Source organism: Pedobacter metabolipauper (assembly GCF_004362715.1).
Taxonomy (GTDB): domain Bacteria; phylum Bacteroidota; class Bacteroidia; order Sphingobacteriales; family Sphingobacteriaceae; genus Pedobacter; species Pedobacter metabolipauper.
Window position 1 is genome coordinate 311,308 of sequence record NZ_SNYC01000007.1, and the last position, 14,500, is coordinate 325,807.

The 14,500-nt window shown below is 39.8% G+C and carries 10 protein-coding genes; 9 read left to right on the top strand and 1 reads right to left on the bottom strand.

The features are described 5' to 3' along the window. Window positions 1-30 precede the first annotated feature (30 nt). Window positions 31-1,377: a hypothetical protein gene (locus ATK78_RS20065; protein WP_133577914.1), complete on the bottom strand. Its 1,347-nt coding sequence runs from the start codon at window positions 1,375-1,377 to the stop codon at window positions 31-33. Window positions 1,378-1,557: 180 nt separating this feature from the next. Here ATK78_RS20065 and ATK78_RS20070 point away from each other — a divergent pair, with 180 nt between their 5' ends. The 9 genes from ATK78_RS20070 (at window position 1,558) to ATK78_RS20110 (ending at window position 14,386) form a co-directional block, all read left to right on the top strand. After that, the gene (locus ATK78_RS20070) at window positions 1,558-2,274 is read left to right on the top strand and encodes a 3-keto-disaccharide hydrolase (RefSeq protein ID WP_133577915.1); all 717 of its coding nucleotides are present in this window, start codon (window positions 1,558-1,560) and stop codon (window positions 2,272-2,274) included. 88 nt (window positions 2,275-2,362) lie between these two features. Further along, window positions 2,363-3,511, top strand: a complete 1,149-nt coding sequence (locus ATK78_RS20075) for a DUF3095 family protein (protein WP_133577916.1) — start codon at window positions 2,363-2,365, stop codon at window positions 3,509-3,511. Between the two features lie 734 nt (window positions 3,512-4,245). Next, a complete protein-coding gene (locus tag ATK78_RS20080; protein WP_133577917.1) occupies window positions 4,246-4,830 on the top strand; it encodes an RNA polymerase sigma-70 factor in 585 nt (194 codons plus the stop codon). A gap of 66 nt (window positions 4,831-4,896) precedes the next feature. Further along, window positions 4,897-5,178 (top strand): hypothetical protein, encoded by a 282-nt coding sequence (locus ATK78_RS20085; RefSeq protein WP_133577918.1) that lies wholly within the window; start codon window positions 4,897-4,899, stop codon window positions 5,176-5,178. Between the two features lie 220 nt (window positions 5,179-5,398). Next, window positions 5,399-5,944 carry an RNA polymerase sigma factor gene (locus ATK78_RS20090; RefSeq protein WP_133577919.1) on the top strand — a complete coding sequence of 182 codons (546 nt, stop codon included), beginning with the start codon at window positions 5,399-5,401 and terminating at the stop codon, window positions 5,942-5,944. A gap of 143 nt (window positions 5,945-6,087) precedes the next feature. Then, window positions 6,088-7,287, top strand: coding sequence for a FecR family protein (locus tag ATK78_RS20095; RefSeq protein ID WP_133577920.1), 1,200 nt, complete (start codon window positions 6,088-6,090; stop codon window positions 7,285-7,287). A gap of 244 nt (window positions 7,288-7,531) precedes the next feature. Then, the gene (locus tag ATK78_RS20100; protein WP_243732585.1) at window positions 7,532-10,837 is read left to right on the top strand and encodes a TonB-dependent receptor; all 3,306 of its coding nucleotides are present in this window, start codon (window positions 7,532-7,534) and stop codon (window positions 10,835-10,837) included. Between the two features lie 50 nt (window positions 10,838-10,887). Continuing rightward, window positions 10,888-12,480, top strand: a complete 1,593-nt coding sequence (locus ATK78_RS20105; RefSeq protein WP_133577921.1) for a RagB/SusD family nutrient uptake outer membrane protein — start codon at window positions 10,888-10,890, stop codon at window positions 12,478-12,480. Between the two features lie 49 nt (window positions 12,481-12,529). Further along, the gene (locus ATK78_RS20110; protein ID WP_133577922.1) at window positions 12,530-14,386 is read left to right on the top strand and encodes an alkaline phosphatase; all 1,857 of its coding nucleotides are present in this window, start codon (window positions 12,530-12,532) and stop codon (window positions 14,384-14,386) included. Window positions 14,387-14,500: the final 114 nt, after the last annotated feature.

Consider the following 14,500-nt stretch of genomic DNA (forward strand, 5'->3'; position numbering starts at 1 on the left):
ATCCTTAATAGGATGCGGTTATGTTGGTTGTTAATTAATTTTAAAAGCGGTTTTTTTATGGCCTTTAAAGTCAAGTAGTTTAATGCTATCCTGTCTGGTAACGACCAGATACCCGGTTTTATATTTAATGACCTTGCTGAAATTCTCTTCATCATTTAGGGTTAAGGTCCACTCTGCAGCATTGGTGCTGGTATTTAGTTGTTGGATCTTATATGGACTTTTAGGATTTGCATCCGCTTTAAACTGAATTAGCAAAGAGCTGCCATCGTCAAATACAACATCCGGAGAAAAGTAGGATCTTCCGGGAGTAAAATCTTTCCAACTTATGATCCGGCTCTCAGCAGGAGAACCGATCAGCTCTTTAGTATATGGATCACGATCTGTGAAGATGCCAGAACCACCATAATCCTTTCGCCAGGATGGTTTTTCGACCATGTCTTTTGGGCCGCCAACATTATCCTTATACCGGATTTTTAACAACTGGATCTTTTCATTTGAAAAGTCGGTGCTTTCCTTTGTAAATGTAAAATAGTCTTTCTCTTTAGAGCCCGGCAATAAGGAATCAAACCCTTCCTGAGCGCGGTCGAGTTCATCTTCACTGTATAATTTCTTTACCAGCGGATAGTAATATAGTTTCTTACCGTCATTGGTCATCAGGATCAGACCATCGCCATAATCATCATAAATAAAAGTTGCAGTAGCTATGCCCACCTGAAGTTCAGTTTTTGATGCAAACCATAGCTTTCCAACATCGGTAAGTTTACCGGCTTTTCGGTCTGCCTGATATAATATATTCCCAACAATGATATAGGTATTGCCATCAGAAAATGTTTTTACTTTTATGTCTGAACTGCTTAGATCGTCATTCCCTACTTTCTGTTCACCAATTTGTTGTTTGGTCAGCACATCATAAAAAGCAACGTACAAGCCATCTTTTGTTTTGTCACCTTCCGCATTGTAATCCCTGTTTTCTACAGCCATTGCCATTGGGTTTAAGGTTTCTGAATGCAGCATTGGATAAACGTCATAAGTAGAAGCATCGAATTCCTTTTCTTCATTACCATCAGCAGATGCGGTTACATAACCGGAAGTGGTTTTATCTTTTGTAAGAAGAGAGATGACAAATACGGTTAGAAAAAGAATCCCAAATGCCAGGCTAACAATATTTAGTGTTTTTCTTAATTTAGGATATGGTGTTAGACCTGAATTATTTGGATAATTATGATTGTAATTGTGGTTATAATTTACGGTAATGTTATTGTCGTCCAGAAAATATTCAGTCTGACAGCTGGTACACCGGTAAACTTCTGGTCTTATTTCTGTTTTGGCTGTGCTTCCGCACTGCGGACATTTGATCGCTTTAATTTCTTTAGCCATTGCGCTTTAGTAGAGGGATAATTTAACTGAGTACAAAACGCATTTGCGTCGTATATTGTTTCAATTATTAATTGGGGTCTGATTAAATCCAAGTTCTGTAACAGATTTGACTAATTTTAAGTGATGGTAAAAGAAATGTTTACTATTTATTACCTTCGGACATTCAAAAACATAAAACAAATGAAAAAGAACCTGATTATTTTTACGATACTGGCATTATTCTGCAGTGCAAGTATGGCCCAAAAGCCAAATACCCTTACTAAAAAAGAAATTAAACAAGGCTGGAAGCTATTGTTTGACGGAAGTACAACCAAAGGATGGCACACTTATCTTAAAGATACTGTTGGTGCTAAATGGAAGGTAATAGAAGGAGCGATCGTATTTGATGAGACACAACGCAGAGGCGGTGGCGACATCGTTACGAATGAAGAGTTTGAAAACTATGAGTTAAACCTGGAATGGAAGATCTCTAAAGGTGGTAACAGCGGGATTATTTTCAATATTCAGGAAGATAAAAAATTCCCATATACCTGGATGACAGGTCCTGAGATGCAGGTTCTTGATAACATAGATGCCGATGATAATAAAAAGGAAAATCACCTTGCAGGTTTATTATATGATATGTCTGGTGATGCCAGTCTTTCTAAACCTAAACCGGTTGGTGAATGGAACCAGGTTAAACTGATCCAAAATAAAGGGCACTTAACTTTCTGGTTAAACGGAATTAAAACATTTGACGGACAAATTGGTAGCGAAGCCTGGAATGCGCTTATTACTAACAGTAAATTTAAAGGCAATATGTTCGCCAATTTTGCTAAAGTAAACAAAGGTAAGATCGCCTTACAGGAGCACCCTGGATCCAGCCAATGGAGAAATATTAAAATCCGGACGCTATAAAAAAAGCCCACATGTATTCGTTAACGGATATTAATCTTATAGAGCCCTGTTTACGTAAGTAGACCGGGCTTTTTTTATAAACTTGACTATGTCGACAATCACCAATCAATTTTATTCGGAATTACCCGCAAACGACGTTCCTCTTCGTGATCTGTTTGGTGATGATGCATTTTTTAATGTCGTTCCTGCCGATTGGCATGTGATCATTACTGACATTAAAAATTCGACAAGTGCCGTGCTTAATGGTCTGCATGAAACGGTTAACCTCATTGCTACAGGCAGTATTGTTACTGTTCTTAATATTGCTTTTAAAGCGGGGATAACCATTCCTTTTTTCTTTGGGGGAGATGGGGCGACTTTCCTGGTGCCGCCACTGATCATGGATGCATCCATGCGGGCACTGCTTTTATATGAAACAAATACCCTGGCTAATTTTAATCTGACCCTTCGGGTTGGAACCGTACCGGTAACCAAACTGTATGAGCATGGAGAGGAATTAAGGATCAGCAAGCTCAGGCGGTCAGGTGCCTTTGCCGTACCGGTAGTTTTGGGTAACGGACTAAGTTTTGCAGAGAAACTGATCAAAGGTGAAAACTATCTGCGTGCCGATTTTGAAGCATCAACAGAAGAGCTGGATCTAAGTGGAATGCAATGCCGCTGGGACAAGATTGCTCCTCCGGAAAGTAATTTCGAGGTGGTTACTTTATTGGCTATTGCGGCTAAGGGTGCTAAGCAATCTGAAGCCTTTATCAAAGTGATATCCCACATTGATGAAATTTATGGTTCACCAGAAAAAAGGCAGCCCATCTCAGTCCCTAAGCTCAAGCTTAAAACCAGTTTTAATAGTTTTCGTGTAGAGATGCTGGCCAAATTGGGTAAGATCAGGATCTTTAAACTTCTTCAAAACTGGTTTATTACCTTATACGGATATATCTATTTTAATACAGAAAGCGGGAAGAATTATCTGAACAGCCTGGTAGAAATGTCTGATACACTGGTGATAGACGGACGGATCAATACGGTTATATCCGGTACGGAAACACAACGGATATTATTACAAAAGTCGCTTGATGCGTTAGAAGAGCAGGGAGAAATTTTGTACGGCCTTTATGTAAGCAGGGAATCTGTGATGTCATGCTATGTACGCAACCTGGAAGACGATCACATCCACTTTGTAGACGGATCTGAAGGTGGTTATACAAAGGCAGCGGGGTTAATGAAACTCAAATTAAGGTGATTTATGCTGTATGTAGTACGGAGAAGATTCAGGAATGTAGATTGATTATAACCTGTCAGTTAATTCATTTGGAGGATTGCATGTTAATTAGAATTGCACTTAAAATTAATACTATTATTATTAATTATGTTGATTAATATTTAATAATAAGCAGCGCGTGGTGTTTAATTTAATTATTCTGATTTTCACTAAGTTGTATTTCTATTGTTATTACATATGTTGGAATTTTTTGAGAAATTCTGTAATTTATTACAATCTTTTATTTTTTAGCTTATTTTTGCGGTAATTTATTACCGCTATATCAAAAATTATATTTACCTTAGCATTGTTAAACATAACACCAAATATCGAATGATATGAAGGTGTTCACTTAGAACTCGTCCGGGTTATGTAGGAATTTCATGGGGCGCGAGGAATAAGTGGGCACCGGCCACCTATAACATACGTTATGAGGCCGGGGCAGCTTATTGATTGCGTCCTGAACAGTGTTAAAACTGTTCCTCCCCTTCCTACGGAGAACCTGGTCAGTCAATAAGAACTACTGCCCCGGGCCTTATAGCATTTTAGCAGTTAATGCAATCTAAAAGGCTCATTGTAATTAATCAATTAAATGAGATACTATAAATACTTTAATATTCAAAAACCAATCAAATCCTTTATTTTCCGATCAGTAATGGTCAATTCTATTATACCTTAACGTATCATTTTGATATCCGTTATTCAATACGCTTTTTATGCCGGTAGATGATTATAAGACTTTTTCTGATGTTAAGTTATGCACTTTGTTAAAGGCATCTGACCATGTTGCTTTTAGCGAATTATTTTTGAGGTATAACCGGATACTATATATCCATGCCTATAAGCTTCTTAATCACCATGAGGAGGCAAGGGATGTTGTTCAGGAACTTTTTACTGCGTTATGGGATAACCATTCTACGCTCATCATCCAGCATAATTTTGCCGGGTTTCTATACGCCAGCATTCGAAATAGAATTTTTGACATGCTTGTTCATCAAAAGGTAAAATCCAAATATGTTGAATCCATACAGCGCTTTATAAATATCGGGGTAACTCAAACCGATCATTTGATCCGTACTAAAGAATTGAAGGCAATCATAGAGAAAGAGATCTCCTTTCTTTCTCCAAAGATGAGAACGGTATTTGAGCTAAGCAGAAAAGAGCATTTATCAAATAAAGAAATTGCTGAACGATTGGATATTTCTGAACAAACCGTAAAAAATCAGATTTCAAGCGCACTTAAGATCTTAAGAAAGAAATTGGGCCTCTTTAATTTTCTCATCTATTTACTATTTTACTGAATTGATTTAATGTTTTCTTAGTACTATTCTTTGCGTTTGCCGTCTTGATATATAAACCTATATATCATGGGACAAGATGCCGTATCAGAATTGATAAAAAGATACCTGAATGGGACGAGTACTGATGCCGAGAATGCGATATTGGAATCCTGGTATCTGGAACAATCTACAAAATCCAGTCCGCTTAGTTTGGAAGAAGTGGAAGCAGAAGAAATACTGATGTGGAGGCATTTACAGCAAAGTATCAAGCGGCCATTCATCATTTTGTTCTTTAAACGTACGGCCTCCGTGATATGGATAGCCGAAATCATTTTGAGAATGAAGCAGTTGTTGAAAGACACACCCTAGATGAGCAAGTTAAAAGTCCTTTTACGCGTGAAAAAAGCTATTATTTTGTGAATTAATCCTTTCTTTTGGATTAAAGTTTACTTAAATAGTGAAATTTTTGATTCAAATCAGTCCATTTCTTTCCGTAAATCGGTCGTAAAAAATAATAGTTGCATAATCTTTACTTAATAGCAATAGACTTTTTTTGCTCAGGATTTAACGACTATTATTTGATCTTTTAATGCATAGCACAGACATATCTAATCATGACGAGAAGTACCATTTACTTCAACTGCATAACAATTGCAGTAATGCATTTGATATATTGTACACTAAATATTGGGAAGTAGTATACGCCAATGCCTATAAAAGGTTGAATGACGCCGATCAGGCAAAAGACATTACCCAGGAAATATTTCTTAAATTGTGGAATAACAGGCAATCTGTTAAAATAGAAAACCTGCCGGCCTATTTACATACAGCCGTAAAAAATGCAGTATTCAACTGGTTTGAGAAAGAAAAAAAATATATACCCGTAAGCGACCTGTTAATTGAAACAGAAGCCGCAACGGAACAAGCAGATTCTGGATTATTAAGAAAGGAACTGCTTAGAACATACGAAGCGTTACTCAAAACATTGACAAGTTCACAGCAGATCATTTTTCGGATGCGTTTTCAGCAAGATGAAACCACAACGATGATCGCTCAGAAATTAGGGATATCCCGTAAAACCGTCCAAAATCAATTGGGAAAAAGCCTGATCCATCTTCGGGAATCTATACTTTAGAAATAAAAAGAGGGGCCACCTTTCGATGAACCCCCCATATTAACGCTCTCTGGTATAAAGTTAGAAAAAGAATATAAAACCCCAATATTCATTTTATTCATTTCTTCGTGGGACTTTTTCAATTTCGGCTGTCATATCTATATATGCCATCAAACCACAAACTAGAAAAAGAGCAATTCCTCAAGATCCTGTCTAAGTACAGGGCTGGTACGGCTACTCCGGAAGAGAAACAATTCCTTGATGCATATAATAACTCATTTGATGCCAGGGAGAATGTTCTCGAAAATATGAATGCCGATGATAAAGAGAAATTAAAAAGCAGTATTCGTAATCAAATTATGGCAGACGTTAAGAAAGACCAGGAAAATGATTCATTGAAAAGCCGTTCATATCTTGCCAAGCCAATAAATATAAAATCAAATGGTAAAGGATTTGGTAACACCCCGGTCTTTAACAGCATCTCGTTGATCCGATTAATCAGTGCAGCAGCCTGCCTGGTTGTTGTTTCTTTCGCAGCTTATTTATTTATAAACAAGGGAGCAGTTAATAGCGCGCTTGATAATGCCAGTGCCAGAAATTCTTTGCCCATTACACCAGGAGTAAATAAAGCCATATTTACTATGGCAAACGGTTCAAAGGTGGTCCTCGATGATGAAAAAGATGAACAGCTTATTTATCAGATGATGGATTCTGTAAATGAACCAACTGAAGCTTATAATTCTGTGGTAACCCCCAGAGGAACCCAGTACAAACTTACCTTGCCCGATGGTACAAAAGTTTGGCTTAATTCGGCATCTTCCATCCGTTTCCCATCCTCCTTTACCGGGGCTCAACGCCGGGTAGAGATGACAGGAGAGGTGTATTTTGAAGTTGCAAAGAAAGCACAGCCATTTATTGTACAAACAGAAATTCAGCAGGTAGAGGTGTTGGGAACTCATTTTAATATCAACGCTTATTCGGATGAGGCTGAAATAAAAACCACTTTGCTGGAAGGAAGTGTAAAGGTAAGTGGGCCGGATCAAAAAGCAAATATTCTTAAACCAGGTCAGCAGTCGGCAATTACCCTTTCAGGATATTTTAAAGGAATTACGGAAGTAGACGTAGAAATGGTTGTTGCCTGGAAAAATGGCTATTTCAAGTTTAACCGGCAGGACCTTAAAACGGTGATGCGGCAGATTTCCAGGTGGTATGATGTTGAGGTTGAATACTCAGGAACAATACCTGAAGATGAATATGTAGGGAAGATTAAACGAAGCGAAGATGTATCTGATGTATTAAATGTACTCCGTTTAAGTAAGCTGAACTTTACGGTGGAAGGGCGGAAGATCATTGTGAAAAATTGAATTAACAGATCCAATTAACTTAAAAAAATAAATTATGAAAGCATAGCTACCAGCCCTAACAATCCTTATAAAAACCGGAAGTGCTACGAACACCCCCGGCTATATCCCCATAGGGGAGCAGGATTACAAAATCTCTTGACAGAAATCTATTATTTAATCCAAACAGAACAAAAGTATGCAATTAAATTCTTATGGTAAAATGTCGTTTAAAACGCCTTTTTTATCATTTAAAACGTTTCTAATTATGAAACTAACAGCTGTATTCCTATTGGTTACCTGCCTCCAGCTTAGTGCAAAGGTGTATTCCCAAAATATCAGTTTATCGGGTAAGAATATCTCTTTTGAGCAGGTGCTTAGCAGCATAGAAAAGCAAAGCGGGTATTACCTTTTTTATAAGTACAATGAAATAAGGAATGCGAAACCAGTGAACATTGATTTTAAGAATGTCACTGTAGTTCAGGCATTGGAGCAAAGCTTTAAAGATCAGCCGTTCGATTTCGTGATTGATAATAAAACCATCATCATCACCAAAAAGGGAAGTAAGAAAGAAATATCCAGGGTTGTATTTGTGGATATCAAAGGAAAAGTGACCGACGAAAAAGGCGAGCCTATGGTTGGTGCTACGGTTAAGGTAAAAGGCCGTGATCTGGGTGCAGTTACCGATTCAAAAGGAGAGTTCAGCATCAGCAACATCGACGATAGTGCCATATTGATCATTTCTTATTTGGGATTTGTATCGCAAGAAGTACCAGCAAGTTCAAAATCCGGCTTTACGATCATCCTTAAAGAAGAACAGCATAACCTGGATCAGATTGTTGTGATCGGATATGGGGCTGTTAAAAAGCAGGATCTATCGGCAGCAGTTTCTACTGTTCCAGACATGCAGCAGATTAAAAACAGACCGGTGTTAAGCGTACAGAGCATGATCCAGGGTAAGGTTCCTGGTGTAACGGCAGTAAGTAATGGCGGGCACCCAAACAGTGCACCCAGCTTAACCATTAGGGGTATGGGTTCAAGAAGCGGTGAAAGTGTATTGTATGTTGTGGATGGTGTACCAAATGCACCTTATAACCCGGCAGATGTAGAATCGATCACCATCCTTAAAGATGCGGCTTCGGCAGCAATTTACGGAGCCTTTGCAGGTTCATCAGGTGTGGTATTGATTACGACCAAACAAGCAGCAGCAGGGAAGACCTATATTGAATATTCTGGTTTTACCGGTACAAAAACAGCATGGAAATTGCCTAAAGCCTTAACTGCTGAAGAAGAGGCGAGGGTATCTAACCTTGCCTATACCAATGCGGGTCTTAATCCATTGGATGGATGGGATGCAGCAAAGAACCCATATGCACAGGTTAACCGCACGGATTGGGTAGACGAGATTTTCCGCACAGGCATCATTCAGCGTCACAATGTGAGCATCAATGGTGGTACGGAAGATTTTAAGACTTTATTGCAGGGCCGTTATGAGCGTGAAGAAGGTACATTGTTAAACACATATAATGAAAACCTGTCGCTTCGTTTTAACACCAGCTATACCTTTAACAAACACTTAAAAATAAGCCAGAACTTATTTTGGAATAACAACGACAATAGGGGTACAACCACATCCGGTGGATATAGCGGTACCATTCTTTCGGCTATTTACATGCCAAGCTCTGCAACACCTTATTATGCAGATGGAACCTTTGGTGGTGTAGGACCAAGAGATTCCCAATATTTAGGGATCCATGGCGATGCCATTAACCCGGTTGCTACCTTATTAAGAAACAAGCCTTTTAATAAAAGCAGTGATCTTCAATCGGCAACAGAATTAAATGTAACGGATATTGTTAAAGGATTAAGTTTCCTTTCCAGGTTCTCGTACAGACAGAATAGCAACCTGTATAAAAACTTTGAGCCATTAAGAACAGAACCAGGTAAACCGGTAAGCCAGAATTATTTGTCTTATTCTACCGGTCGTGGTTACCAGTGGATCTGGGAAAATACCCTGAATTACAGTCGCCAGTTTAACGGGCATTCCATTGGTGCAATGGCATCCATGACTTCGCAGGAAGAGGGAGCACGTGGCTTCAGTGCAAGGGCACAAGGCTTTGTTAATGAAGAAGAATGGGCCCAGTTCTTTCAAAATGCTGCGGTATTCAGTGCAGACCGCCCTGGAGACAGCGACTGGAAAGACCGTAACAACTCTTATGTTGCCCGTTTGTCATACAGCTATTCTGATCGTTATTTCCTTACGGGAAGTTACCGGTATGATATTGCAGGAAGGCTTCCTGAAGGCAATCGTGCCAAAGGATTGCCGGGTGTAACGGCAGCATGGAAACTAAGTTCAGAACCATTCTTTAAAGTTGAAGGAATAGACCTGTTGAAATTTAGGGCCAGTTGGGGTAAGATCGGTAACTTAGGGTCTATTGGCCGTTATTACGGATATTCCACACTAAGCGGTAACAATACCTACCAAATTGGTGATGGTGCACCTCAAAGCCAAACCCTGTATATTGACAGCCGTAAAAACCTGGATCTTTCCTGGGAGACTTCCAGACAGACAGATATTGGTGTTGACATCAGCATCTTAAAATCAAGACTGAACGTTACTGCAGATTACTTTGATAAATTAACCTACGATCTGATCAAACAACAGGATAGTGAATGGCCAAATACTTATGGATTAGGCAGACCATTCATCAACCAGGGAGAGATCAGCAATAAAGGCCTTGAATTCTCTGCTTCATGGAAGGATAAAGCAGGAGACTTTACCTATGAATTTGGCGGAAACTTCGCTACATTAAAAAACAGGATCCAGATCATCGACAATAACCCTTTATCTTATTGGGGAGATGGAGACAGCTGGAGAGGTGTTTTAAGTCCGTACCGCTCCACTGTTGGTCAGCCTTTGTATTCGTACTGGTTAATCCGTACAGCAGGTATTTTCCAGTCGGATGCTGAAGCAACGGCTTATGCAAAGGACGGAAAAGCGATTCAGCCAAATGCTAAAGCAGGTGATCTTAAGTTTGTAGATTTAAACAATGATGGTCTGATTGATGACAAGGACCGCGAATACAGAGGCAGTGCATTTCCAAAGATCACTTATGGATTTACAACCAACCTAAACTATAAGAACTTTGATTTTAGCTTGTTCCTGCAAGGTGTGGCTGGTGTAAAGCTATTCCATGCATTTAAAGAATCTACACTTAACGGTGCAGAACAAGGATACAATAGATGGAACAAGATCCTTGATGCCTGGTCTCCGGAAAATCCAGGAGGTACCATTCCACGGATCCGTGCAAATGACCCGAATAAAAACTTCCAGCAGCCTTCAGACTTTTTCCTGGAGAATGGCGACTATTTAAGGATTAAGAACGTATTGTTGGGATATACTTTCAAAAAAATGCCATGGAATACCAATCTGAGAATCTTCTTTAGCGGAGATAACCTGCTAACGGTAACCAAATATTCAGGTATGGACCCGGAAGTAGGCGGTATTGGTTTTGATGGCGGACAGTTCCCGGTTTCACGCACGTATTCATTGGGTTTAAATCTTAAATTCTAAAACAGGTTTTAGTTAACAATCATATCGAGAGATCTTAAGAAATAATTATTATGAAATTAAAATATATACTGGCACTATTGCCATTTATTGCCGGACTAAACAGCTGTAAAGAATCGTGGGTTGATACCAAGCCAAATGGAGCCCCAACGGATGCTTATTTTTGGAAAACTGAAGAAGATATTCAAAAAGCTGTGGCTACCATTTATGTGCCAATGCGGTATGAGTCTACCTGGGGCAGGGATTTGTTTTGGGTGCAAAATGCAAGTGACGATCTAATTGTTGGCCGTGTTAAGGCAGATGGAGAAAACATCAAGAACTTTATCCCCAGCGGAAGAGAGGGTTATTTAACTGGTGGATGGAATGATCTGTATTGGATGATGAACAAAGCCAATCAGGTGATTGCAAATGTACCTAAAGTAGCCACTGTTTCAGATGCGGTAAAAAACCGGGCAATGGGTGAGGCGTATTTCATCCGCGGGTTTGCTCATTTCTGGCTTGCCTACGTTTGGGGACATAAAAACCAGGGTGTTCCATTTGATATGCCGGAGAATCCGGAATATGAAAAACGTATGCCGCCACAGCTTCCTTCAGTAACTGATAATTATGCGCAGGTGATCAGTGATATGCAAAAGGCTGCAGACCTGCTTCCATTCTTTGAAACTTACGGAGCAGCAGATCGCGGCCGTGCGCATAAAGCAGCAGCATGGGGTTACATGGTAAAAGCGTATGCCTATTGGGCACAATACGATCAAACAAAATGGGAGCAGATCCCGGCGCTTGCAGACAAGATCAAAAACGAGGGTAAACGTGCATTAATTATTGGTAAAGCTACTTCGGAGCTTAATTACCGTTCTGTGTTTACCGTTGAAAACAACTGGAGTTCAGAATATATTTGGTCGGTAACATCTGGTATCCAGGGAGGATCTGAATTTCCGGGTGTAATTCTGGAGAATAAAGGATGGGGAATTTATAACGGATGGGGATATTTCCAGCCCACTGCAGAGCTTTATGATGAGTATGAAGCAAATGACCCAAGAAGAGAAGTAACCATCTTAAAGTTTGGTGATAAGTTTACCTTTTTTGGTGTTGAGCGTACTTACAACTCAACCAACAGCTTGTCGGGGTTTCAGATCAATAAATATATGGAGCCTTTTAGTTATGGAACAGGTGGAAGTGCGGGTACGAACAATATGGTCAATCCGAACGGTGATTATCCAACCACACGCCTCAATTTGCCTTTAATGCGCTATTCTGAGATCTTATTATTTAAGGCCGAAGCACTGATCCAGCTTGGAAGAAATGGAGAAGCAGAAGCACCTCTAAATGAAGTACGGGCAAGGGTTGGTTTGGGCGGAATTTCGAATCCAACATTGGCTAACCTTAAACATGAAAGACGTGTAGAGCTTGCCTGTGAATGGACAGACCGTTTTGCAGATTTAAAAAGATGGGGTGATTTTGCAAAGATCAACGCTCCGTTACATGGCCGTATCCATCAAAATAAAACGGATTCCAACTCACCATATACCATTCAGGTAATTTGGCCTGCGCGTAATTTTGACCCAAATAAACACATGGCATGGCCAATTAGCCCGGACGAAATCAGTAGAAGTAATAATACGTATAAACAAACTCCTGGTTGGTAAATTTGGCCTGATGTGCTGTAAATTGCATAACAATAAATAAATATAATTGATGAAGTACTTAGTAATCATTGCATTCTCAACGCTCTCAACGCTCTTAATGCTTAACCTGTCTGCAAATGCACAGGTTAAGCGTACAGAGAATTCTGGTCATAGTCACAATGACTATAACCAGAATTTTCCTTTTTTTATGGCTTATTATGCAGGTATGGGTTCTGTGGAAGCCGATGTTTTTATAAAAAATGGTAAACTGCTGGTAGCACACAACGAAGAGGATACAGATCCGGATAAAACCCTGGAAAGTCTTTATTTGTTACCTATAGCAAAACTATTCAAACAGAATCAAGGTCATATCTATACAGATACCAGTAAAAAAATGCAGCTTGTTATTGATATTAAAGCCAATCATAAAGATGTGCTGGCCGTGCTGATTAATGAGTTAAAGCCTAATCTGGCTGTTTTTAATCCAAAGCTAAATAAAAATGCCGTCCGTATCGTGATCAGCGGCGATGTTCCTCCGGCAGTAAACTTTAAAGATTTTCCAGATTATATTTATTTTGACGGTCGCCCGGATAAAATCTATACACCAGAACAGCTTGGCAGGATTGCAATGATCAGTGATGACATTAGCAGCTATGTAGTTTGGAATGGTAAAGGAACACCAACACCTCCAGATCGTAAAGCACTGGTTGAGGTAATTGGTAAAGCGCACAGTTTAAATAAACCGTTTCGTTTTTGGGCTACGAAAGATAATCCGAATACCTGGAAAGAATTGGAACACCTTGGTGCAGACTGGATCGGCACCGATCATCCTCAAAAATTAAATGAGTTTTACAGCACCAGGGACAGACTGGAATACATCAATCCTTTAGGCTATAAACCATACGAGCCAAGCTATAAGCGTGATGGCAGTACCGGAAATATCAGGAATGTGATCTTACTTATTGGCGATGGAATGGGGCTGGCACAGATCCAGGCAGGTCTTAGCAGTAATTTTGGAACTTCAAACCTATCGAAGATCAGATATATCGGTTTGTCGCGTACAGAAGCAATGAATTCTGATTTTACGGATTCTGCGGCAGGGGCTACCGCAATGGCCAGCGGTGAAAAGACAAACAACAGGTATATTGGTGTTGATATTGATGGTAGGCCCATGGGTGCTCTTCCTGATACCTTAGCCGCATTTGGAATGAAGAGTGGAATTATCAGTAGCGGCGACATTACAGATGCCACTCCGGCCGCATTTTATGCGCACCAGATTGAGCGTTCGATGTCGCAGGAGATTGCCGCAGATCTTGCAAACAGTCATGTAGATATCCTGGTAGGTTCTAACCGCAAAAGCTTTGTGGCCAATAAAGACAAAACCTTAATGAGCAGGCTTACAAACAATGGCTTTAGCTATTCTAAAACCCTGGAAGAATTTAAAATTGCTAAATCAGGTAAACAGCTGGTTCTACTAGACGATTCAGCAACCAGAAGGGTGTTGGACGGCCGGGGTGAAATGCTAAAAACATCTTTATTGAAAACCATTGAATTGCTTTCGGCAAACAAAGCGGGATTCTTTATCATGGCAGAGGGTGCACAAATTGACCATGGAGGCCATGCCAATGATTTGCCATTTGCAGTGACCGAGCAGCATGATTTTGATAGATTGGTTGGCGAAGCACTTAAGTTTGCAGACCAAAACGGAGAGACATTAGTTATTGTAACCGCAGATCATGAAACTGGTGGATTATCCCTATTGGATGCATCCTATAAAAAGGGGATGGTACGCGGTAATTTCAGTACGGACGACCATACCAATATTATGGTTCCGGTATTTGCCTATGGCCCTGGGGCGACTAATTTTATGGGTACGTATAATAACAACCAGATTTATTATAAGATCCTAAAAGCACTTAAAAAGTAAGTATAGATTGTATTTATCAGTCCTATTTTTAATATCCCGGTCCTTGCATCTTTTGCGGGCCGGGATTTTTATTATTGGGTAACGCAACAGATGACCACTTAAAGACGTTGGATA